The sequence below is a fragment of the Cronobacter universalis NCTC 9529 genome, assembly GCF_001277175.1.
GTDB lineage: Bacteria > Pseudomonadota > Gammaproteobacteria > Enterobacterales > Enterobacteriaceae > Cronobacter > Cronobacter universalis.
On record NZ_CP012257.1, the window covers coordinates 543,565 to 566,423 of the forward strand.

Annotated in this window: 19 protein-coding genes; 10 read left to right on the forward strand and 9 right to left on the reverse strand. The window is 58.5% G+C overall.

Going from position 1 to position 22,859, the window contains the following annotated elements:
- Positions 1-37 precede the first annotated feature (37 nt).
- Genes argF (AFK65_RS02535) through arcA form a run of 3 tightly spaced genes read right to left on the reverse strand, consistent with a single transcriptional unit; the run spans position 38 to position 3,221 of the window.
- Positions 38-1,042 (reverse strand): ornithine carbamoyltransferase, encoded by a 1,005-nt coding sequence (argF, locus tag AFK65_RS02535; protein ID WP_007705247.1) that lies wholly within the window; start codon positions 1,040-1,042, stop codon positions 38-40.
- Between the two features lie 36 nt (positions 1,043-1,078).
- The gene (gene arcC / locus AFK65_RS02540; RefSeq protein ID WP_038858159.1) at positions 1,079-1,990 is read right to left on the reverse strand and encodes a carbamate kinase; all 912 of its coding nucleotides are present in this window, start codon (positions 1,988-1,990) and stop codon (positions 1,079-1,081) included.
- Positions 1,991-2,000: 10 nt separating this feature from the next.
- Positions 2,001-3,221, reverse strand: coding sequence for an arginine deiminase (gene arcA / locus AFK65_RS02545; protein WP_038858157.1), 1,221 nt, complete (start codon positions 3,219-3,221; stop codon positions 2,001-2,003).
- Positions 3,222-3,892: 671 nt separating this feature from the next.
- On the opposite strand from arcA, the gene AFK65_RS02550 reads away from it, so the two are divergent.
- Positions 3,893-4,345, forward strand: a complete 453-nt coding sequence (locus AFK65_RS02550; RefSeq protein ID WP_038858155.1) for a YhcH/YjgK/YiaL family protein — start codon at positions 3,893-3,895, stop codon at positions 4,343-4,345.
- A gap of 241 nt (positions 4,346-4,586) precedes the next feature.
- Here AFK65_RS02550 and argF (AFK65_RS02555) read toward each other — a convergent pair whose 3' ends face one another.
- On the reverse strand, positions 4,587-5,591 hold the full coding sequence (gene argF, locus AFK65_RS02555) for an ornithine carbamoyltransferase (protein ID WP_007705267.1): 1,005 nt from the start codon (positions 5,589-5,591) through the stop codon (positions 4,587-4,589).
- 163 nt (positions 5,592-5,754) lie between these two features.
- Here argF (AFK65_RS02555) and rraB point away from each other — a divergent pair, with 163 nt between their 5' ends.
- Genes rraB through AFK65_RS02570 form a run of 3 tightly spaced genes read left to right on the forward strand, consistent with a single transcriptional unit; the run spans position 5,755 to position 7,837 of the window.
- Complete coding sequence (rraB, locus tag AFK65_RS02560) at positions 5,755-6,174, forward strand: ribonuclease E inhibitor RraB (RefSeq protein ID WP_007705270.1); 420 nt, start codon at positions 5,755-5,757, stop codon at positions 6,172-6,174.
- 47 nt (positions 6,175-6,221) lie between these two features.
- Positions 6,222-6,986 carry a tRNA isopentenyl-2-thiomethyl-A-37 hydroxylase MiaE gene (miaE, locus tag AFK65_RS02565; protein ID WP_038858153.1) on the forward strand — a complete coding sequence of 255 codons (765 nt, stop codon included), beginning with the start codon at positions 6,222-6,224 and terminating at the stop codon, positions 6,984-6,986.
- Positions 6,987-7,030: 44 nt separating this feature from the next.
- A complete protein-coding gene (locus tag AFK65_RS02570) occupies positions 7,031-7,837 on the forward strand; it encodes a hypothetical protein (protein ID WP_007705274.1) in 807 nt (268 codons plus the stop codon).
- A gap of 48 nt (positions 7,838-7,885) precedes the next feature.
- Here the strand turns inward: AFK65_RS02570 and AFK65_RS02575 are convergent, their stop codons facing one another.
- A complete protein-coding gene (locus AFK65_RS02575; RefSeq protein ID WP_085959942.1) occupies positions 7,886-8,392 on the reverse strand; it encodes a GNAT family N-acetyltransferase in 507 nt (168 codons plus the stop codon).
- Between the two features lie 191 nt (positions 8,393-8,583).
- On the opposite strand from AFK65_RS02575, the gene AFK65_RS02580 reads away from it, so the two are divergent.
- Positions 8,584-9,786 carry a YjgN family protein gene (locus AFK65_RS02580; RefSeq protein ID WP_038858151.1) on the forward strand — a complete coding sequence of 401 codons (1,203 nt, stop codon included), beginning with the start codon at positions 8,584-8,586 and terminating at the stop codon, positions 9,784-9,786.
- Between the two features lie 117 nt (positions 9,787-9,903).
- Here AFK65_RS02580 and AFK65_RS02585 read toward each other — a convergent pair whose 3' ends face one another.
- From AFK65_RS02585 to pepA, 3 genes are all read right to left on the reverse strand, one after another.
- Positions 9,904-12,759: a valine--tRNA ligase gene (locus AFK65_RS02585; protein ID WP_038858150.1), complete on the reverse strand. Its 2,856-nt coding sequence runs from the start codon at positions 12,757-12,759 to the stop codon at positions 9,904-9,906.
- Between the two features lie 2 nt (positions 12,760-12,761).
- Positions 12,762-13,223 (reverse strand): DNA polymerase III subunit chi, encoded by a 462-nt coding sequence (locus tag AFK65_RS02590; protein WP_038858148.1) that lies wholly within the window; start codon positions 13,221-13,223, stop codon positions 12,762-12,764.
- 205 nt (positions 13,224-13,428) lie between these two features.
- On the reverse strand, positions 13,429-14,940 hold the full coding sequence (gene pepA, locus AFK65_RS02595) for a leucyl aminopeptidase (RefSeq protein ID WP_007705294.1): 1,512 nt from the start codon (positions 14,938-14,940) through the stop codon (positions 13,429-13,431).
- A gap of 269 nt (positions 14,941-15,209) precedes the next feature.
- Here pepA and lptF point away from each other — a divergent pair, with 269 nt between their 5' ends.
- The 5 genes from lptF (at position 15,210) to AFK65_RS02620 (ending at position 21,618) form a co-directional block, all read left to right on the forward strand.
- On the forward strand, positions 15,210-16,322 hold the full coding sequence (gene lptF, locus AFK65_RS02600; RefSeq protein ID WP_038858147.1) for an LPS export ABC transporter permease LptF: 1,113 nt from the start codon (positions 15,210-15,212) through the stop codon (positions 16,320-16,322).
- Complete coding sequence (gene lptG / locus AFK65_RS02605) at positions 16,309-17,391, forward strand: LPS export ABC transporter permease LptG (protein WP_038858145.1); 1,083 nt, start codon at positions 16,309-16,311, stop codon at positions 17,389-17,391. The genes lptF and lptG overlap by 14 nt, the downstream gene beginning before the upstream one ends.
- Positions 17,392-17,455: 64 nt before the next feature.
- On the forward strand, positions 17,456-17,923 hold the full coding sequence (locus tag AFK65_RS02610) for a hypothetical protein (protein WP_007705305.1): 468 nt from the start codon (positions 17,456-17,458) through the stop codon (positions 17,921-17,923).
- Positions 17,924-17,983: 60 nt separating this feature from the next.
- Positions 17,984-19,627, forward strand: coding sequence for a dihydroxyacetone kinase subunit DhaK (locus tag AFK65_RS02615; RefSeq protein ID WP_007705308.1), 1,644 nt, complete (start codon positions 17,984-17,986; stop codon positions 19,625-19,627).
- Between the two features lie 326 nt (positions 19,628-19,953).
- Positions 19,954-21,618, forward strand: a complete 1,665-nt coding sequence (locus AFK65_RS02620) for a DnaJ-like cysteine-rich domain-containing protein (protein ID WP_007705309.1) — start codon at positions 19,954-19,956, stop codon at positions 21,616-21,618.
- 207 nt (positions 21,619-21,825) lie between these two features.
- Here AFK65_RS02620 and ahr read toward each other — a convergent pair whose 3' ends face one another.
- Positions 21,826-22,845, reverse strand: coding sequence for an NADPH-dependent aldehyde reductase Ahr (ahr, locus tag AFK65_RS02625; RefSeq protein WP_007705310.1), 1,020 nt, complete (start codon positions 22,843-22,845; stop codon positions 21,826-21,828).
- Positions 22,846-22,859 lie beyond the last annotated feature (14 nt).

Genomic DNA, 22,859 nt, shown 5'->3' on the forward strand with positions numbered 1-22,859 from the left:
CGAAGCGGCGGGCGCACCGGCGGCGCGCCCGCAAAGGTTATTCGCCGAGCGTCGCCACCATCACGGCTTTGATGGTGTGCATACGGTTCTCCGCCTCATCAAACACAATGGAGCAGGGGGATTCGAACACGTCATCCGTCACTTCCAGCCCCTTCAGGCCGTAAGCGGCTTCGATGTCGCGCCCGACGGTGGTGTGCTCGTTATGAAACGCGGGCAGGCAGTGCATGAATTTGACGTTCGGATTGCCGGTCGCTTTCACCACCGCCTGGTTGACCTGATAGGGTTTCATCAGCGCGACGCGCTCGGCCCAGGCCTCTTTCGGCTCGCCCATCGACACCCAGACGTCGGTGTAGAGGAAATCGACGCCGTCCACGCCTTCATCGACATGCTCGGTGAGGATGATGCGCGCGCCGGTTTCCGCGGCGATGGCGCGGCACCGTTCGACTAACACCTCTTCCGGCCAGAAGGCTTTCGGCGCCACCAGGCGGATCTCCATGCCCATTTTTGCCGCACCCACCATCAGCGAATTGCCCATGTTGTTGCGCGCGTCGCCAAGATACGCAAAGCGGATCTGCGGGAGCGTTTTGCCTGGCGAATGCTCCAGCATAGTCATCAGGTCAGCCAGAATTTGCGTCGGGTGAAATTCGTTGGTGAGCCCATTCCACACCGGCACGCCCGCGAATTCGCCCAGCTCCTCGACGATCGCCTGGCCGTAGCCGCGATATTCGATGCCGTCATACATGCGCCCCAGTACGCGGGCGGTATCTTTCATCGACTCCTTATGGCCAATCTGCGAGCCGCTCGGCCCGATATACGTCACCTGCGCGCCCTGATCGAACGCGCCAACTTCAAACGCGCAGCGGGTGCGGGTGGAGGTTTTTTCGAAAATCAGCGCGATGTTTTTACCCACCAGCGTTTTCTTCTCGCGCCCGGCTTTTTTATCGGCCTTCAGCTGCATGGCGAGATCGATGAGGTACTGGATCTCGGCTGGGGTGTAGTCGAGCAGTTTCAGGAAGTTGCGGTTTTTCAGGTTGATAGTCATGGTGAAATCCTTGTTGCGTGAAAGCGGTGAGAAAACTTACTGGCGAATCAGCGTGCCTTTGTCGCCTGCGAGAATGGCGAGACCGTCGCCCAGCGCGCCGATGCCCGCGATGCCGCCGCACTGTTCGACGAAGGCGCAGCACGCGGCCACTTTCGGCCCCATCGAGCCTGCGTCGAAGTGCAGCTCCGCCAGCTGGGAAGGTGTTACCTGCGTGAGCGGACGCTGGGTCGGCTTGCCCCAGTCGGCGTACACCGCGTCGGCGTCGGTTAAAATCAGCAGCGCGTCGGCGTGTAACTGGCGCGCCAGCAGCGCGGCCGAGAGATCTTTATCGATAACCGCCTCGATGCCGTGGTAGCCGTCGGCTTTGTCCACCACCGGCACGCCGCCGCCGCCGTTGCAAATCACCAGGTGGTCGCGCTCGATAAGCGCCTGGATGGCGTCGCTCTCGACAATCCGCTGCGGCCGGGGCGAGGGCACCACGCGGCGGAAGTAAGGCCCGTCGGCTTTCATCGTCCAGCCTTTCTCCGCGGCGAGCTGGTCCGCCTGGGTTTTGTCATACACCGGGCCGATATATTTGGTCGGGTTCTTAAACGCCGGATCGTTGTCATCCACCGCCACCTGCGTCAGCAGCACGCTGACTTCGCGATCCGGCAGCTGATTTTTCAGCGACTGTTGCAGCAGGTAGCCGATCATTCCCTGGCTTTCGGCGCCCAGGATGTCGAGCGGGTAAGGCGTCACGTTCTGGTAAGCGCTGTTTTGCAGCGCCAGCAGCCCGACCTGCGGGCCGTTGCCGTGCACCAGCACCACGCGCCACTGGCGGGTGAGCTGAGCGATGGTGTGGGCCGCCAGTTCGACGTTGTGACGCTGAATGTCGGCCTCCAGCGGTTCGCCGCGTTTCAGCAGCGCGTTGCCGCCAAGCGCCACCACCAGCGTGGGTTTCTTCTCCATGGTGTTCTCCTTAAATGCCGTCGCGTTCCAGCGGGCAGCTCATGCAGCGCGCGCCGCCGCGTCCGCGGCCCAGCTCGTCGCCAGGAATCGGCAGCACGGTGATGCCGGCCTTGTCATATTTTTCGTTGGTCCAGGTGTTGCGCTCATAACCGATCACCACGCCGGGGCGCACGGTCAGCACGTTGTTGGCGTCGTTCCACTGCTCGCGCTCGGCCTCAAAGGCATCGCCGCCGGTGGTGATGAGCCGTATCTGATCGATGCCGAGCGCCTGCTCCAGGGCGTATACCAGCGTTTTCTCTTCGGTACGCGCGATGCCGCCGCGCCCGTCCGGCGTTAAGGTCCAGCACTTCACATCCGGGCGCACCACTTCGGGGTAGACGGAGAAGGTGTCGATATCGATATGCGTCATCACGGTATCGAGGTGCATACAGGAGCGGTGTTTCGGCAATTCCACGGCGATAACGCGCGTCGCCTGCTGGTGTTTAAACAGGGCGCTCGCGAGGAATTCCACCCCCTGCGGCGTGGTGCGCTCAGACATGCCGATTAATACCGCGCCGCGGCCAATGACTAATACATCGCCGCCTTCCAGCGTGGCGTGGTCGTAATTAATATTCTGGTCGCCGAAATATTTAATAAATTCGCCATCGGCGAAGGCCGGGTGCCAGCGATAAATCGCACGCAGATTATTGGTTTCGCGCTGGCGGGCCGGTTTCGCCATTGGGTTAATCGACACGCCGTTATATATCCAGCAGGAGGTGTCACGCGTAAATAAATGGTTGGGCAGCGGCTCCATAATAAAATCGTTGGCGCCGTGCGTATCGACCACCATATTATGAATCGAGGCCGGGATTTCGCTGAAGGTCAGCCCCCCGCTTAAGCGCCGCGCCAGCTCCCGGTGCGGCAGGTCGGCAAGCCAGCCGCGAACATCCGCGGCAAAAGAGGGCCCAAGACGGTATTCGGAGACCTGCGTCTCCAGCAGCCAGTCTTTCGCCTGCGGGATATCCAGCGTGCGGGTCAGGAGATCCGTCAGCAATAATACATCCACACCCTGGTCACGCAGAGTTCGGGCGAAAATATCGTGCTCTTCGCCCGCGCGTTCGACCGATAATACATCGTCAAACAGTAATTCCTGACAGTTCGACGGCGTCAGTCTTTTCAGGCTTAAATTAGGGCGGTGCAACATAACGCTGCGTAACTGACCTATTTCCGATCCCACGTAATGCTTTTCCATATTTATTCCTTCGCTAATTTTCAGAATAAAAACGGCGGCATTATGCGAAAGATATTCGCATAACGAGTTACCGTGCAGATTGAATTCGAAATAAATAGTAATGGAGCGCGAATTTGATTATGTGATGAATATCACGGGCGACGCGGTAATTTCATTATTCCGCCATAATAATGATGTATTTCATGGAAAGTTTAATTAATTTATCGGGTGATATGAATCACTACGCAGAATATACGGCGCTTATGCAGTGTTGTTAAAAATCTGTTTTAGGACAACAAATGGTCAGTGATATAACTTATTGAAAATAAGAAGATTTATTTTATTTATAATATGGTTATGCAGATATGGTGCGCAATTATTTTTGTTTGCTGGAAATAAAGCAAATAACTATGACGCCGACCTGCCTGTTTTCGAAGTCAGTAAAACGTGATAACCCCGTCTTTTTTCCGATAAAGGTTGATAAAACAGCGTGATACAGCGGCGCTGGAAATGGTATTCGCCAGGGTTATGCATAAAAGCTGCATAAACGCCTGGCGACTATTAACAAGCCGGTAACGGCTGGCGCGATAACCATGCGCTAAAACAGGTTTTGCCCATAAATCAGTGGCGCGCCGACGCGATTACTCGTATAACACAATAAAATGAAACGCTGTTTTATATAAGGAGAGGGCATGATTATCGGTAATATTCACGCGTTGGGCGAATGGCTGCCCGCGCCGTTCCGCGAAGCGATCGAGCAGGTAAAGCAGCAGGTGACGGCACAGACCGCGCCGGGCAAGTATGATCTGGACGGTAATCGCCTGTTTTTCCTGCTCTCGGAGGATATGACCGAGCCGCTGGCGGATCGCCGCGCCGAGTATCACGCGCGTTATCTGGATATTCAGATTGTGCTGGCGGGCCGCGAAGGGATGACCTTCAGCACGTTACCGCCGGGCGCGCCCGATACCGACTGGCTGGCGGATAAAGATATCGCGTTCCTGCCTGAAGGCGCGCAGGAGAAAATCGTGGTGCTGGAAGAGGGCGATTTCGTGATTTTCTGGCCAGGCGAAGTGCATAAGCCGCTGTGCGCGGTGGGCGACCCGGCCCCGGTGCGCAAAGCAGTTGTGAAGATGTTGATGGCGTGAGTGGGTTGTGGGGTAGGTAAGTGCCGCGCACCCATTATGCAATTATCAGCAAGGCGGGTGCGCGATGCTTACCCGCCCTACGGTGAGCATTGTTCTGTAGGGTGGGTAAGCGCAGCGCACCCACCATTCAGTTATCGGCAAGGCGGGTGCGCGATGCTTACCCGCCCTACGATAAGCGTTGTTCTGTAGAGTGGGTAAGCGAAGCGCACCCACCTTCCGGCAAGCCGCCTGCCCCGCGAGCTTACTCAGACAGCGTCGCCACCATCACCGCTTTGATTGTATGCATCCGGTTTTCGGCCTGATCGAACACGATACTGTGGGACGACTCAAACACCTCGTCGGTCACTTCCATGCCGCCTTTCAGGCCATACTCCTGCGCCATCTGCTTGCCGAGCGTGGTCTGATCGTCATGAAACGCCGGCAGACAGTGCAGGAATTTCACGTTCGGGTTGCCGGTCAGCGCCAGCATCTGGCTGTTAACCTGATATGACCGCAGCAGCGCGATACGCTCCGCCCATTTCTCTTTGGCTTCGCCCATCGACACCCAGACATCGGTATAGATGAAATCCGCGCCCTTCACGCCCGCGGCGATATCCTCGGTGAGGGTGATCCGCCCGCCGGTCTCTTTCGCCAGCGCCTGGCACTCGGTCACCAGCTCTGCGGCGGGCCAGCAGCTCTCTGGCGCGACCAGACGCAAATCCAGCCCCATCAGCGCGGCGGCTTCCAGCATCGAATTGCCCATGTTATTGCGCGCATCGCCCGCGTACACCAGCGTCATCTCATTAAACGCTTTGCCCGGCAAATGCTCCTGCATGGTCAGCAGATCCGCCAGAAGTTGCGTCGGGTGAAACTCATCGGTCAGACCGTTCCACACCGGCACGCCCGCGTACTGCGCCAGCGTTTCGACGATCTCCTGGCCAAACCCGCGATACTGAATGCCGTCATACATGCGGCCCAGCACGCGGGCGGTGTCTTTAATTGACTCTTTATGCCCAATCTGACTGCCGCTCGGGCCGAGATACGTGACGCGCGCGCCCTGATCATATGCGGCAACTTCGAAAGAGCATCGCGTGCGGGTTGAGTCTTTTTCGAAGATGAGCGCAATATTTTTTCCGGCAAGCTTTTGAACTTCAACGCCGTTTTTCTTATCGCTTTTAAGCGTTGCGGAAAGCTCCAGCAGCAGGCGGATTTGGGCAGGCGTAAAATCGAGCAGTTTTAAAAACGATTTCTGGTACAACGCAGACATAATATCCCTCACTGGCTGACGCCACTTATTGAATTAATATTCAACATATATGTATGAATATTCATTTGCAACCCCCGATGTTAAAACTTTGCGGTGAAAGGTGGAGGCATTCCCGCGGGTGTGTGAAAATAGAAGGTATCTGCCACACACTGAGGAACGAGCCATGGCAAACCCGGAATTACTGGAAGAGCAGCGCGAAGAGACGCGTCTGATTATTGAAGAGCTGCTTGAAGATGGCAGCGATCCTGACGCGCTGTACACCATCGAACACCATTTCTCGGCAGACGATTTCGACACGCTGGAGAAACTGGCGGTGGAAGTGTTCAAGCTTGGCTATGAAGTGACGGACCCGGAAGAGCTGGAGCTGGAAGAGGGCGGCGAAACCGTCATCTGCTGCGACGCGCTGAGCGAGTGCGCGCTGAACGCCGAGCTTATCGACGCCCAGGTCGAACAGCTGATGAACATGGCGGAGAAGTTTAACGTCGAATATGACGGCTGGGGCACTTACTTTGAAGACCCGGACGGCGAAGAAGACGAAGACGACGACGGCATGGATGAAGACGACGACGGCGTTCGTCACTAAGTCGCAGTTTGCGGCAGCGCGACGCTGCCGCATTTCAGGAACCCCGCATGAATTACGACGCACTCCTTCTCCCCGTTAAAAATTTCCTTCACTGCGCCACCCCGCAAGCCTGGATAGATGAAGCCAGAGCGCCGGAAAACTTACCGCTGCTGCTGACTGACCATATGATCTGCGAATTAAAAGCCGCGCAAACCGCGATGCTGCTCATTCGCCGCTATGTCGCCGATAAAAGCGGCTCTGACGAGCTGCTCGGCTGGCTACAGCCCTATGAAGATTTCACCTATCGCGAAGGGCCGGAGCCCGATTTCCTGGCGCTGCATAAGCGCATCGGTAAGAGCGTGATGCCGCACACCGACGATCCGTGGGGCCAGGCGCTCATCGACAGTATGGTGCTGCTCATCAAAGAAGAATTACACCACTTCTGGCAGGTGCGCGAAGTGATGCAGGCGCGTAACATCCCGTATGTCAAAATTACCGCCAGCCGCTATGCGCGCGGGATGCGACGCGAAATGCGCACGTATGAGCCTGCGACGCTGGTCGATAAGCTGATTTGCGGGGCGTATATCGAAGCCCGCTCGTGCGAGCGTTTCGCGGCGCTGGCGCCGTATCTGGATGATGACTTGCAGAAGTTTTACCTGTCGCTGCTGCGCTCGGAAGCGCGTCACTATCAGGATTATCTCGCGCTGGCGCAGCAGATTTCGCCGGATGACATCGCGCCGCGGGTGCAGGCGCTGGGCGAGGCGGAAGCGCGGCTGATTAATCAGCCTGACGCAGAATTCCGCTTTCACAGCGGCGTACCGGCGCGCGCCTGAGTCGTCGGGCGCAATAAAAACTATCAATACCAAAGGGATAAAGGATGAACTGGAATCACGTCATACTCTCCGCGCTGGTGGGCATCGTGCTTGCCGTAGTGGCGTCTGCGCTTTATAAGAAAGGCAAGGTCAACAAACTCGCGGCCGTCGCGATTTTTGTCGTCGGCATTGTGCTGTGGAATATCGCCGATATCGCGTGGCTGAGAAGCGCGAACACGTCGCCGGAGCAGGGCTTTGACGAGGCGTTTAACAGTATGCCGCTCTATAAGCTTCTCAAAGAGAAAGATCCGGCGTTCTACGCGCGCATGCGTGGACAGGCGCTGGAAATGGCGAAGCAGGGCAAAACGCAGCAGGATATTATCGACACGATGCAGGCGAATATGGCTGAGCTTGAGATGCAGCGCATTCAGTTCGCGCCGGATGAAGACGTTATCGCGTATATGCGCGTTAATATGGAACAGACCCGCGAAATGCAGCAGCACAGCGACGACGCCTGTTTCCGCTTCCTGATGCCGCAGGTCAAAGGCGGCGTGAACCCGGTTCAGATGCTGTCGAAAGACGTTATCGCGAAGCGTATGGATGTCGAAATGAAGCTGCTGTCAACAAGCTACGGCCAGAACGCGCATAAGGTGACGCCGCAGGAGCAGAAAATGGCGGAAGAGACGCTGGCGCCGATTGGTCAGTCGCTGGCGGCGAAATATGGCGACACGATTGAGGTCTTTACCGATCCGCAAAAAGGCGTCGGTCAGGAAAAACAGGTCTGCAATATGGTGCAGGATCTCTGGCATAACGTGCTGGCGCTGCCGCCGGAAAAAGCCGGGCCGGTTATCCGTATCTCCATGCAGCAATAATAAAAAAGCCGGGTCAGCCCGGCTTTTTTATTTCGCGGTTTCACGCGCTCAGAGCGTTTTTAACATTCGCACTTCGCAATCCACATGCCCGGTGCAGCCGAGCGGTTCCGAAATATGCGTGAAGCCTAAGCGTTCATACAGCGCGATCGCCTCTTTTAAAAAGGCGGTGGTTTCGAGATAGCAGCGGCGATAGCCTTGCGAGCGGGCGAAATCCATCGCCTGTAACGCCAGCTTTTTCGCAAGCCCTCTGCCGCGCGCGACGGGCAGAAAATACATTTTTTGCAGTTCGCAGATGTCCGTTTCGCTACAGACCAGCGGCGCAATTCCGCCGCCGCCCACCACTTCGCCGTCTAATTCAATCACCCAGTACGCGTGGCCTGGCTTGCTGTATTGCGTATAAAGCACGTCGAGATTGGGATCTGCGACGGTGTAGCCTTTATCCGCGGTCAGCCCGCATTCTGCGGAAACCTGGCGGATCACCCGGGCGACCGCCGCGTTATCCGCCGCCGTCATCCGGCGCATAATAATGTCTACCGGCGCCTCAACATTCATCATTTGCTCTGATGTCATCTGTTCAACATAGTGTTGTGCTTAATACCACTACAGGAAGAGTGACGCAAGCCCAGGAATATTGGCTGCTATTATTCTTTCCGGGCCTTTATTACACTAAAGTACGCACTGGATTAACCCTAAGATATTAACGGTTATAACGGCGCTTTTTTCTTTTTTACAGAATAAGGATTGTTATGTCGGACGATAATAAATTCCTGGCAGGGAATAAGACACACGCATTCTCGTTTCAGGGCAGCGGCGGCGGTTATTTCCCCGTCTGGCTGGTCAACATACTGTTAACGGTGTTCACCGCCGGGCTGTTTTTACCCTGGGCGATGGTGCGCGCGCGCCGTTATTTTTATGAAAATACCGAACTGGCAGGCGCCCGTTTTTCTTACGACGCTAAAGGCGGCGCGATTTTTGTCGGCTGGATCTGCCTCGCGCTTCTCTACGTGGTATTTGTCGTTAACGTCGTTAATGATAATACCTTTTTGACCCTCTGCATGGTGCTGCTGTTTATCGCTTTTGCGCCGTTCCTTATTATGCAGGGCCTGCGCTATCAGCTGCTGATGACGAAGCTTAACGGCCTGCGTTTTAGCTTTAAAGCCAGCCCGCTGCGCGCCTGGTGGGTGATGCTCGGCTGCCCGCTGCTGATTGCGATTCTGGTGGCGGTCGTGATGGGGCTGGTCTTTACGATTGCAGGCTCCAGCCAGAGTATGACCGGTATTGTTGTCGGTATCGTGCTGTCGGTTCTGGTAGGCCTCGGTGGAACTGCGCTGATGCAGGGCATTTACGCCGCGCAGTGGTACGGCCTGCTGGTCAATAACCTGCAGTACGGTAAACACCGTTTCGCCATCAACCTGAACGTAAAAACCTGCACCTTTATTTATCTCAAGGCGATGCTGCTGTTTGTGCCATTTATCACGGTAGCATTGATTATGCTGGCGCCATTGATGACTCAGATAATGCATTACAGTGTATATGGTATGAATAGCCAGGAAGAAATGCTTAGTTTTTTGATATCGCTGATCATGAGCGTTTTACTGCCGTATTTCATTTATATGATCGGCATCCTGGTCTGCTTTAGCTTCGCGTTCGTTAAAGTGCGTAACTACGCTTATCAGCAGATGTCGCTGGAAGGCGGGATTACGTTCCGCTCCACGGCGAGCGTCGGTTCTTTTGTCTGGATCATTCTGAGCAATTTCATGGTCTGCGGTATCACCTTTGGTCTGGCGTGGCCGTGGGCGAAAGTGCGCCTGACGCGCTACCTGCTGGAAAACACCCATGTTGACGGCGAACTGGATAACCTGGCGCTGGTCGATCACGACGAACAGCCGCGTAACGATCCGGCAAGCGTGCTGGGCCGTGGTTTCTCCATTCTGCCTTTCGCACTCTGAAAATAAGCTCAGGGCTACGGCCCGCTAAAAGCATAACGGCGCTCAGATGAGCGCCGTTTTTTTACGAAATACAGACATAAAAAAAGCCGGGTCGCCCCGGCTTGTTACTCAACTGACTTACAGCGCGCTAATGACGCCCTGTTGTTCTATCAGTTTGGCTTTCGCCTCGTGATAGCCCGCCAGTTTTTCGCGCTCTTTCGCGATAACGGCTTCCGGCGCGCGCGCCACAAAACCTTCGTTGCCGAGTTTGCTTTCGATGCGGCCGATTTCGCCTTCGATTTTGGCGACTTCTTTCGCCAGACGCGCCAGCTCGGCGTCTTTATCAATCAGCCCCGCCATCGGGATCAGCAGCTCGGCGCCGTCGATGATTTTGGTCACGGAAACCGGGCCTTTGTCATCGGCAGGCAGCACGGTAATGCTTTCAAGGCGCGCCAGCGTCTGCAGGAAGCCGCGGTTGTCGTTAACACGACGCTGCGCGTCCTGGCTGCAACCGCGCAGCAGCAGCGCCAGCGGTTTGCCCGGCGCGATGTTCATCTCGGCGCGAATATTACGCACGGCGATGATCGCCTGCTTCAGCCACTCGGTATCCGCCAGCGCCGCGTCGTCCACGCGGGAGGCGTCAAACGCCGGGAAAGGCTGGAGCATAATGGTGTCGGCGTCGATACCGGCAATCACTTTCACGCGCTGCCAGATGGTTTCCGTGATAAACGGAATGATCGGATGCGCGAGACGCAGCAGACCTTCCAGCACGGTCACCAGCGTGTTGCGGGTGCCGCGCAGTTCAGCTTCCGAGCCGCCGTTCATGACCGGCTTGGTCAGCTCCAGATACCAGTCGCAGAACTGGTTCCAGGTGAATTCATACAGAATGCCCGCCGCGATATCGAAGCGGAAGTTATCCAGCGCTTCACGGTACGCTTTCACGGTCTGGTTGAATTCCGCCAGGATCCAGCGATCGGCCAGCGACAGCACTTTCTCGCCGCCGTTGAAGCCGCAATCCTGCTCTTCGGTGTTCATCAGCACGAAACGGCTGGCGTTCCACAGCTTGTTGCAGAAGTTGCGGTAGCCTTCGAGACGCTTCATGTCCCAGTTGATATCGCGACCGGTGGAGGCCAGCGCCGCCAGCGTAAAGCGCAGGGCGTCGGTGCCGTGCGGCTCGATGCCTTCCGGGAACTGCTTCTCGGTGCGCTTGCGGATTTTCTCCGCCAGCTGCGGCTGCATCATGTTGCCGGTACGTTTCTCCAGCAATTCTTCCAGCGTGATGCCGTCGACCATATCCAGCGGGTCAATCACGTTGCCCTTGGATTTGGACATCTTCTGGCCTTCATCGTCGCGGATAAGACCGGTCATATAGACGGTTTTAAACGGCACCTGCGGCTTGCCGTTTTCATCTTTGATGAAGTGCATGGTCATCATGATCATGCGGGCAATCCAGAAGAAGATAATATCGAAGCCGGAGACCATCACGCTGGTCGGGTGGAACTGACGCAGCGCGTCGGTGTTTTCCGGCCAGCCGAGGGTGGAGAACGTCCAGAGCGCGGAGGAGAACCAGGTATCCAGCACGTCGTCGTCCTGGCGCAGCGCGATGTCCGCGGACAGGTTATTTTCCTGACGCACTTCCTCTTCGCTGCGGCCTACATAGACGTTGCCTTCGGCATCGTACCAGGCCGGGATACGGTGGCCCCACCAGAGCTGACGGGAGATACACCAGTCCTGAATATCGCGCATCCAGGAGAAGTACATGTTTTCGTACTGCTTCGGCACAAACTGAATATCGCCGTTTTCTACCGCTTCCACCGCCGGTTTCGCCAGCACGTCGGCACGCACGTACCACTGGTCGGTCAGCATCGGTTCGATAACCACGCCGCCGCGGTCGCCGTAAGGCACGGTCAGATCGTGCGGTTTGATCTCTTCGAGCAGGCCGAGTTCATCCACGGCCGCCACGATCGCTTTACGCGCGGCGAAGCGCTCCATTTTCTGGAACTGCGCCGGGATCTCGTTTGAGTAAACGTCAGATTCGTTGCCTTTGGTATCGTACACTTCCGCGCTTTCACGGATATCGCCGTCAAAGGTCAGAATATTGATCATCGGCAGGGCGTGACGACGACCGACTTCATAGTCGTTGAAGTCGTGCGCCGGGGTGATTTTCACGCAGCCAGTGCCTTTTTCCATATCGGCGTGTTCGTCGCCGACGATCGGGATGCGGCGGTTAACCAGCGGCAGCACGACATACTTGCCGATCAGATCTTTATAACGAGGATCTTCCGGGTTTACGGCAACGCCGGTATCGCCCAGCAGGGTTTCCGGGCGGGTGGTGGCGACCACCAGGTAATCTTTGCCGTCGGCGGTTTTCGCGCCGTCCGCCAGCGGATAGCGGATATGCCACATCGAGCCTTTCGACTCGCGGTTTTCCACTTCCAGGTCAGAGATAGCGGTACGCAGTTTCGGGTCCCAGTTTACGAGACGCTTGCCGCGATAGATCAGATCTTCTTTATAAAGACGGACGAACACCTCTTTCACCGCGTTGGAGAGGCCTTCATCCATGGTGAAGCGCTCGCGCTCCCAGTCCACCGAGTTACCCAGACGACGCATCTGGCGCGTAATGGTGCCGCCGGATTCCGCTTTCCACTCCCAGATTTTCTCGATGAAGGCGTCGCGGCCGTAGTCGTGACGGGTTTTACCTTCTTCAGCGGCGATTTTACGCTCGACGACCATCTGGGTCGCGATACCGGCGTGGTCGGTGCCGACCTGCCACAGGGTGTTTTTACCCTGCATACGCTGGTAGCGGATCATGGTGTCCATGATGGTTTGCTGGAAGGCGTGACCCATATGCAAACTGCCGGTGACGTTCGGCGGCGGGATCATGATGCAGAAGCTTTCCTGGCTCTCGTCGCCGTTGGGTTTGAAATAGCCCTGCTGCTCCCAGTGCTCGTAAAGCGGCTGTTCGATATCTTGGGGGTTATATGTCTTTTCCATTTCTACTGTGTCGTTCCGGGCGCCGTGAAGGTGGCCGTGGTCAAGTGGAAACCGGCGGCGCGATAGGCTTTGTAGCGTTCGCGCGCCAGTTGTTTCTGGGATTCGTCGTAAGGTACGAAGTCTACCACTTCATAGAAAGCAGTGGCAAAAGCTGCGAATTCCGGCAGCAGGCTTATCAGGAGCTCCCGCGGGCTGCTGCCGCGTTTTTGCGGCCAGGCTATTTCCACCGGCGCGCCGCCGCGCGGCCCTTCGCCCGCGAGATTGTGCGGCACGAAGCTGTCCGGGTCGCGCTTCCAGAGCGCTTCGTCGATGCGGGTGGCCTGGGCTTCGTCGACGCAGGCAATCAGGATGCGTTTCCCTGCGCGCCAGCGCGCTGCGGCAACGTCGCACACCAGTTGTTCGACGGCGTTCAGGCCGTCCACCGCGTCGTCGTTGTCCAGCAGGTAAAACGTTGCGTTCTTCATAAGCGATACCCGTGGTGTTTCACGTTGCCTCGTTGTTGGCTGCCTGTCTTCACCCTGATTCGGGGGCGAGCGAGTATTTTTAGCGGAATGGTGGTTTGTTGTAGGGTGGGTAAGCAAAGCGCACCCACCGTTTACCTTATCGCCAGCGTATATGACGGTTTTTGTAGGGTGGGTAAGCGAAGCGCACCCACCGTCTGTCAGCGCCTTACTCTTCGCCGTTGAACCCGGCGCGGTTCAGCAGGAACTGCGACAGCAGCGCGACCGGGCGGCCGGTGGCGCCCTTCGCCTTGCCGGAGCGCCAGGCGGTCCCGGCGATATCCAGGTGCGCCCAGTTATATTTCCGCGTAAAGCGCGACAGGAAACATCCGGCGGTAATCGCGCCGCCAGGACGACCGCCGATATTCGCCATATCCGCGAAATTCGACTCCAGCTGTTCCTGGAACTCGTCCGCCAACGGCAGACGCCAGGCGCGGTCGCCCGCCTGCTCGGACGCGCCGATAAGCTCATGCGCCAGCGGATTGTGGTTCGACATCAGGCCGGTAATGTGATGGCCAAGCGCAATCACGCACGCGCCGGTCAGCGTCGCCACGTCGATGACCACTTCCGGATCGAAGCGCTCGACATACGTCAGCACATCGCACAGCACCAGACGGCCTTCGGCGTCGGTGTTCAGCACTTCCACGGTCTGGCCGGACATGGTCGTCAGCACGTCGCCCGGACGATACGCGCGGCCGCCAGGCATGTTTTCGCAGCCCGCCAGGATGCCGGTCACGTTGATAGGCAGGTTCAGCTCAGCCACCATGCGCATCACGCCATACACCGCCGCCGCGCCGCACATGTCATATTTCATCTCGTCCATCCCTTCGGACGGTTTAATCGAGATGCCGCCGGAGTCAAAGGTCAGCCCTTTGCCCACCAGCACAATCGGACGGGCGTCCGGCTCGCTGCTGCCTTTGTATTCAATCACCGACATCAGGGATTCGTTCTGCGAGCCTTCGCCGACCGCGAGGTACGAATGCATCCCCAGCTCTTTCATCTGCTGCTCGCCAATCACGCGGGTGACGACGTTTTTGCTGAAGGAATCCGCCAGCTGGCGCGCCTGGGAGGCGAGGTAGGCGGCGTTACAGATGTTCGGCGGCATATTGCCCAGATCTTTAGCGGCTTTAATGCCGGAAGCGATCGCCAGACCGTGCTGAATCGCGCGCTCGCCGCTGGTGAGTTCACGGCGGGTCGGCACGTTGAACACCATTTTGCGCAGCGGACGGCGCGGCTCGCTCTTGTTCGTCTTCAGTTGATCGAAGCTGTAGAGCGTCTCTTTCGCCGTCTCCACCGCCTGGCGCACTTTCCAGTACGTGTTGCGGCCTTTGACGTGCAGCTCGGTCAGGAAGCAGACCGCTTCCATCGACCCGGTATCATTCAGAGTATTGATGGTTTTCTGAATGACCTGCTTATACTGACGCTCATCCAGCTCGCGCTCTTTGCCGCAGCCGATCAGAAGGATACGTTCTGACAACACATTCGGAACGTGATGAAGCAACAAGGTCTGGCCCGGTTTGCCCTCCAGCTCACCGCGACGCAGCAGGGCGCTGATATAGCCGTCGCTGATTTTATCGAGTTGTTCGGCGATGGGAGAGAGACGGCGCGGTTCAAAAACGCCTACGACAATGCAGGCACTGCGCTGTTTTTCCGGGCTCCCGCTTTTTACACTGAACTCCATGCACTACGCTCCTGAATCTTAAAGACAACGGCGGCGGCTACAGATAGAATTAACCACTTCGTAACTCGTGCTCCGCTGTTGCGATGACTTCGTGTTAATCTTAACGAATGTTGTTTTGGTTTCGGCTCGTCGGCAACGCTTGAAGCGCGAAGCCGTTAAGATAAGTAATCTTAGCGATCTTTTCGACGACTCAAGAGAATAAATGACGTTTAAGCCATGAAACAAGCGATTTTCCTGCAAAAAGACTCGTATTCACAGGCGTATTTAATGTGATAATCATAAGATATCTGGTTCGGGAGACGCTCAAAAGCCAACTGGCGATTTTGTTCATCCTGCTGCTGATCTTCTTCTGCCAGAAGCTGGTGAGAATTCTTGGCGCGGCGGTGGACGGCGATATTCCGACAAACCTCGTGCTCTCGCTCCTTGGCCTGGGCGTGCCTGAAATGGCGCAGCTCATCCTGCCGTTAAGCCTGTTCCTCGCGCTATTGATGACGCTTGGCAGGCTCTATACCGAAAGTGAAATCACCGTCATGCACGCCTGCGGGCTGAGTAAAGCGGTGCTGGTGAAAGCCGCGATGGTGCTCGCGCTGCTGACTGGCATTATCGCTGCGGTGAATGTGATGTGGGTCGGCCCGTGGTCGTCGCGTCATCAGGACGAAGTGCTCGCGGAGGCGAAAGCCAACCCCGGCATGGCGGCGCTCGCGCAGGGCCAGTTCCAGCAGGCGACCAACGGTAACGCGGTGCTGTTTATCGAAAGCGTGAACGGCAGCAAATTCAATGATGTCTTCCTGGCGCAGCTGCGCCCGAAAGGCAACGCGCGTCCTTCCGTGGTGGTCGCCGATTCCGGGGAACTCTCGCAGCGTAAGGATGGCTCGCAGGTGGTGACGCTCAATCAGGGCACCCGCTTTGAGGGCACCGCGATGCTGCGCGATTTCCGCATCACCGACTTTAAAGATTACCAGGCGATTATCGGCCATCAGGCCGTGGCGCTGGACCCGGACGACGCCGAGCAGATGGATATGCAAACGCTCTGGCAGGCGGATTCCAAATCGGCGCGCGCCGAGCTCCACTGGCGCCTGACGCTGGTGTTCGCGGTGATTGTGATGGCGCTGATGGTCGTGCCGCTCTCGGTGGTGAACCCGCGCCAGGGCCGCGTGCTCTCAATGCTGCCCGCGATGCTGCTGTACCTTATCTTCTTCCTGCTCCAGACCTCGCTGCGTTCCAACGGCGCGAAAGGCAAGCTTGATCCGCTGATCTGGATGTGGAGCGTTAACCTGCTTTATCTGGCGCTCGCCGTGGCGCTGAACCTGTGGGACACGGTGCCGGTGCGCCGCATTCGCGCCCGCTTTGCTCGTCGGGGAGTGATCGATGCTGGGATTTAGCGTTCTCGACCGGTACATCGGCAGAACAATTTTCAACACCATAATGATGACGCTGTTCATGCTGGTATCGCTGTCGGGCATTATCAAATTCGTCGATCAGTTGAAAAAGACCGGCGAAGGCAGCTACACCGCGCTTGGCGCGGGGACGTATACGCTGCTGAGCGTGCCGAAAGATATCCAGATCTTCTTCCCGATGGCCGCGCTGCTTGGCGCGCTCCTGGGCTTAGGGATGCTGGCGCAGCGCAGCGAGCTGGTCGTCATGCAGGCGTCCGGCTTTACCCGTATGCAGGTGGCCGCCTCCGTGATGAAAACCGCCATTCCGCTGGTTATCTTCACGATGGCTATCGGCGAATGGGTGGCCCCGCAGGGCGAACAGATGGCCCGTAACCTGCGCGCGCAGCAGATGTTTGGCGGTTCGCTGCTCTCGACCCAGCAGGGGATGTGGGCGAAAGACGGCAGCAACTTCGTTTATATCGAGCGCGTGAAGGGTGAAAACGAGCTCGGCGGCATCAGCATCTACGCCTTTAACGATAAGCGTCGTCTGGAGTCGGTTCGCTACGCCGCCAGCGCGAAGTTTGACGCCGAACATAAGCTGTGGCGCCTGTCGCAGGTGGATGAGTCGAACCTCAAAAACCCGCAGCAGATCACCGGCTCCCAGACGCTGACCGGCACCTGGAAAACCAACCTGACGCCCGATAAGCTCGGCGTCGTGGCGCTGGATCCGGACGCGCTGTCGATAAGCGGCCTGCGTAATTACGTCACGTACCTGAAAGCGAGCGGCCAGGACGCCAGCCGATATCAGCTCAATATGTGGAGCAAAATCTTCCAGCCGCTTTCCGTCGCGGTAATGATGCTGATGGCGCTGTCGTTTATTTTCGGGCCGCTACGCAGCGTGCCGATGGGCGTGCGCGTCGTGACGGGTATCAGCTTCGGCTTTATCTTCTACGTGCTGGACCAAATCTTCGGGCCGCTGAGCCTGGTGTACGGCATTCCGCCGATTATCGGCGCGCTGCTGCCGAGCGCCAGCTTCTTCCTGATAAGCCTCTGGCTGCTGATGAAACGCGCCTGATGCCTTGCGCACTCCCTCACTCGGGGGAGTGCGGTTCCTCTCTTTTCACGTTTGCCGGGAAGCCATGAAAAGACTCGCCTCGCTGTTACTCCTTTTCTTCGCCCATCTCGCCTTTGCGCCTGAAGCTCTCATCCTGATTTTGATAGTGGGCGCTTACTTTTATTTTCGCGATCCGCTGCCGTGGCTGGCCTTCGAGGGCGGCGTGTTTGCCGTGCTGGCGCTGCTTTTCGCGCTGCTCGCGCGCTACACAGACCGCTGCAGTCTGGCGGTGGGCGTGGTGACGGCAGGCTCCCCACAGGAGAAAGACGCCGACGAGGTGCTGCGCCTGTTCTCGCTCGGCGAACACCTTCTCTTTGCGATAGCCTGCGCCACGCTGCCGTATTTTATCCTGAGCTTTTTTATCTTCGACGGGCGCGTCGCCTTCTGGCTGCACACCGCCTTTCTGGCGGCCGTGTTAGTGGGTGTTCACTTTGCTGGCCGCTGGCTGGATCGCCTGCAAAAGCGGCGCGGCTACGGCGAATACGGGCTCTGACCGCCGCATGCCTGCGAAACGGCTATGCTTTGCATACCGTTCACTGATTCGCAGGAAACCATGTCCAGATTCTTTTTTGACGACCGTAAAAGCCTTATCAACGACGCCGTTGACGGGCTTCTTCTCACTGCCCGCCACCAGAATCTCACCCGCCTTGATATCGACCCGGCTATCCGCATCGTGGCCCGCCGCGACTGGGATAAAAGCAAAGTCGCGGTGATCTCCGGCGGCGGCTCAGGCCATGAGCCCGCACACGCGGGCTTTGTGGGTAAGGGAATGCTCACTGCCGCCGTCTGCGGCGATCTCTTTGCCTCGCCGAGCGTGGATGCCGTGCTGAACGCCATTGTGGCGGTGACGGGTGACCGCGGCTGCCTGCTCATCGTAAAAAACTACACCGGCGACCGACTGAATTTCGGCCTGGCGGCGGAGAAAGCCAAACGCCACGGGCTGAAAGTGGAGATGGTGATTGTTTCCGACGACGTGGCGCTGCCGGATAACAAACACCCGCGCGGCATCGCCGGCACGGCGCTGGTGCATAAAATCGCCGGTTTCGCCGCCGAACAGGGCAAATCGTTAAGCGACGTGCGCGCGCTGGCGCAGCAGGCGAGCGACGCGGTGAAAAGCCTCGGCGTGGCGCTACAGACCTGTAGCCTGCCGGGCAGCGCCGAAGACGGACGCATTAAGCAGGGCGAGGCGGAGCTGGGGCTCGGCATTCACGGCGAGCCCGGCGCCAGCACCATCAGCACCCAGAACAGCCGGGAAATTGTGGCGACGCTGGTGGAGCGCCTGACGCCGCAGGTGCCCGCCGACGCGCGTCTCGCGGTGCTTATCAATAACCTCGGCGGCACGTCCGCGCTGGAAATGGCGCTGCTGACCCGCGAGCTGTCGCGCTCGGCGCTGAAAGACCGCATCGACTGGCTTATCGGCCCCGCGCCGCTCGTGAGCGCGCTCGACATGAAAGGTTTTTCGCTCTCTCTGCTGCCGCTGAATGACGCCTTTATACAGGCGCTGAACGCGCCGGTGGAGACCGTGGGCTGGCTGTCGCCGGTGGCGTTTGGCGAACCGCACGCGCAGTCGCTCCCGCTGGTGCGCGACAGCGTTGAGGCCGCGCCTTCCGATAACCCGCGCGTGCGCACGCTCCTGGATCGCGCCACGGCCTCGCTTATCGCGCAGGAAGCGCACCTCAACGCGCTTGATGCGAAAGTGGGCGACGGCGATACCGGCTCTACCTTTGCCGAAGGCGCGCGGGATATCGCGCAGAAGCTTGCCAGTAACCAGTTGCCGCTGAACGACGCCGCCGCGCTGTTGCAGCTTATCGGCGAGCGGCTGGCGACGGTAATGGGCGGTTCAAGCGGCGTGCTGATGTCGATTTTCTTTACCGCCGCCGGGCAGAAGGTGGCCGATGGCGCCGCGTTGCCCGACGCGCTGCTGGCGGGCCTTGCGCAGATGAAGCATTACGGCGGCGCGGCCCCTGGCGACCGGACGCTGATCGACGCCCTGCAACCGGCGCTGGAAGCGCTAAGAGACAAAGGGATTGCCGCCGCCGCTCAGGCCGCGGAGCAGGGCGCAAAGGCCACCGCGCAGATGGGCCAGGCCAGGGCCGGACGTTCGTCCTACGTCGGGAGCGATAACCTCGAAGGGGTGGAAGATCCGGGCGCAGTGGCGGTCGCAGGCGTGTTTAAGGCGATAACCCAGGGCGGGTGAGTTTTTGGTAAGGCGGGTGTGGGGCGTGGCGTTAAGGCGGGTGCGCTTCGCTTACCCGCCCTACGGTGAGCCCAGGGTCTTGTAGGATGGGTAAGCGTAGCGCACCCACCATAAAACCCATCGCCACTTCCCGTAGGGTGGGTAAGCGTAGCGCACCCACCACATTAATACCCACCACCTCAATACCCACTTCCCCACCAGAATCAGGAGCATAGCCTTGCGCCTCGCTATGCTACCATTCCGCCTCTTCCCCCTTAAAAAGCGATGAGCGGCCCACTCTGACGGCGGCCTGCATTTTGACGGGTCATTTCGCCTGAGGAGACATCATGAAAGACGCCTGGCTTGCCGCCTGCGATACCACCATCCAGAACTTCGTCCGCGACTCCACGCGCCTTGAGCCGGGCGAGCTTAGCGTCGTGCCTGTCGACTATATCGATTTCCACTACCAGATAAGCCTGCGGCTGATTTTTAACGTCCGCACCGACACGGCAACCCAGGCGGGGCGGGTCTCCGCGGGCCTTAATACCGATGTCTGCCACTCGCGCACGGAGTATGAACGCGCTTTACAGGCGCAGACCAGCGCCATCCTCGCCCGCGACAAAACGCTGGATGACGCGCGGGCGTCGCTGCTCTCGCGGCCTTACGGCGACTGGAAGAGCGAAGAGGCAGTCTACTTGCACCCGATGCGCGTCTGCCTCACGGAAAACTGCAATAACTGTCACGGCAGCGGCTCGGTTAACTGCGGCCAGTGCCACGGCTCCGGGAAAACCTCCTGCTATGGCTGCGGCGGCAGCGGTCAGGTGATGCGCCAGCGCAGCTATTACGATCATTACACTAAACAAAACCGCACCGAAAACTACTACGAGAGCTGCCCCACCTGTTACGCCGGCAGGGTGACCTGTAACGGCTGCGGCGGCTCCGGTAAAAAACAGTGCTCACCGTGTAGCGGCACAGGCATGATTTCACACATTACGTCGCTGAAAGCGACCGCCACGCCGGACTACCAGCTCGTCTACCCGCAGGCCGACGTGCCGGAGTATATCCGCGAGGGGTTATACAAGGCGGGCGTGCCGTCGCTCGGCAGTTACGGCCCCGTTGCGCTGACGTACAACGATGTGGATTACGCGCGTCGCGACGTGCATGTCATGTATGACGCGAACGTGCCCTTTGGCCGAATGGAGAGCCCGCTGCCGGAAGCAGGCGAGGAGCCCATCCGCTGGATCCTCTACGGCGTGACGCCGCATATTCTCGACGCCGGGCACGTATTGCAGGCGCTGCTGAAAAACGATCTCGATATGCTGGTGCGCCAGGCGACGCCGGGCAAACGGCGCAACCCGCGTGTAGGGGCCGCCAGCCGTAAAACGGTGCAGACGTTTATGGAATCGGAAGCGCACCAGGCCATGCTTATCGAACATAGCCGCGGCAAGCGGGGCGACGCGCTACGGGAAGCGCTCAACCGCGCCTTCGCCACGCCATATCTTAACGAGGCGATCGAAAGCCTCGGCAGCCTTGTCAGCGCGGTGCAGCGCTGGTCGCTGGCGAAGTGGAGTGTATTTACGGCGCTGATGATCTATCTGCTGCTGCCGGTGGTAACGACCTGGCAGCGGCAGGGAATGATGAACTTTGATACCGGGCGCATTTACCTGACCGCTCCCGGCCATATTAATGGCGTGTGGAACGTGGAAGCCGGGCTAAGGGGTATCGCGATGGTGCATGGCATCCCGATGCTATGCATCGCGCTGGTAGGAACGCTGATGGGGTATCTGTGGCGAAGCCGCTGGCTGAACAAGCAGTTCGGCAAGCCGCTCACCGCGTGGGGTAAGCAGCAAGGAAGATTGCGCAGTCGCTGGCTGCTCGGCGCGTTGCTGTCGATGGTTATCGCCACCGCGCTGCTGCTGGTGGCTCCGGTCTGGATCTCGCAGGACGAGATGCTCTATGGCGTGGTGCCGGTGCACGAGGTGATCCAGCAAGTGGTGGAGCTGAGGCAGTAAGCGCGTTGCTGGCGGCGGCAGTAATGGCGGGTGCGCGCTGCTTACCCGCCCTACGGAGAACGTGCAGTGGTGGGATGGCGGATGCGCGTTGCTTACTCGCCCTACGGTGAGGCCCGGGTTTTGTAGGGTGGGTAAGCGAAGCGCACCCACCATCTCAATCGATCAAAAAAGGCGCCCCGCGGCGCCTTTGCTTTTTACGCTTACCAATCAGAAATCCGCTTTCAGCACCACGCGATAGCGCGCTTTGCCGTCGCGCACATGTTGCAGCGCCTCGTTGATGCGCGACATCGGGAACTCTTCGGTTTGCGGCGCCACTTTGGCGCGTGCCGCCAGCTTCATCAACGAGCGCAGCTCGTGCGGCGAGCCTGTCGCGGAACCGGATACGCTACGGTCGCCCGCAATCAGCGAGAACGCCGGCACTTCGAACGGCTTCATCACCGCGCCGACGGTATGGAAATTCCCGCCCCAGGCCAGCGCCTGGAAATACGGCATCCAGTCGAGCGACACATTCACCGTGTTGATAATCAGATCGAACTGACCGGCCAGCGCCTGAAGCGCTTGCGGATCGCGGCTGTTCACCACTTTATCCGCGCCCATCGCCAGGATCTCTTGCTCTTTCGACGGGTTCGAGCTGAACGCTGTCACTTCGCAGCCCATCGCGCGCAACAGCTTGATGGCGATATGGCCGAGACCGCCGATGCCGATCACGCCGACGCGGCTGGTGGCGGTAATGTGATGCTTCAGCAGCGGTTTGAATACCGTAATACCGCCGCACAGCAGCGGACCGGCGGACGCGGCGTCGATGCCTTCCGGCATCGGGATCACCCACTGCCAGTTCGCGCGAATTTTATCGGCGAAGCCGCCGCGGTTCAGGATGGTCGGCACGCTGCCGTGCTGGCAGTTCACCTGATTGCCGCTGATACAGGCGTCGCAATGTTCGCAGCTTGACGCCGTCCAGCCGATACCGACGCGCTGGCCCACTTTCAGGCCCTTATTCTGCGCGCTGCCGCCCAGCGCACTCACACGGCCAATCACTTCGTGGCCTGCAATCAGCGGATACGCCGACATACCCCATTCGTTATCGATCATCGAGAGATCGGAGTGGCAGATGCCGCAGTACTCAACCTCAACCTCCACATCCTCAGGCTTCAGTTCGCCTGCGTCGTACTCATAGAGCTCAAGCTCTGCGCCAGCTTCGTGCGCGGCGTAACTTTTGATGATAGTCATCGCGGTTTCCTTTG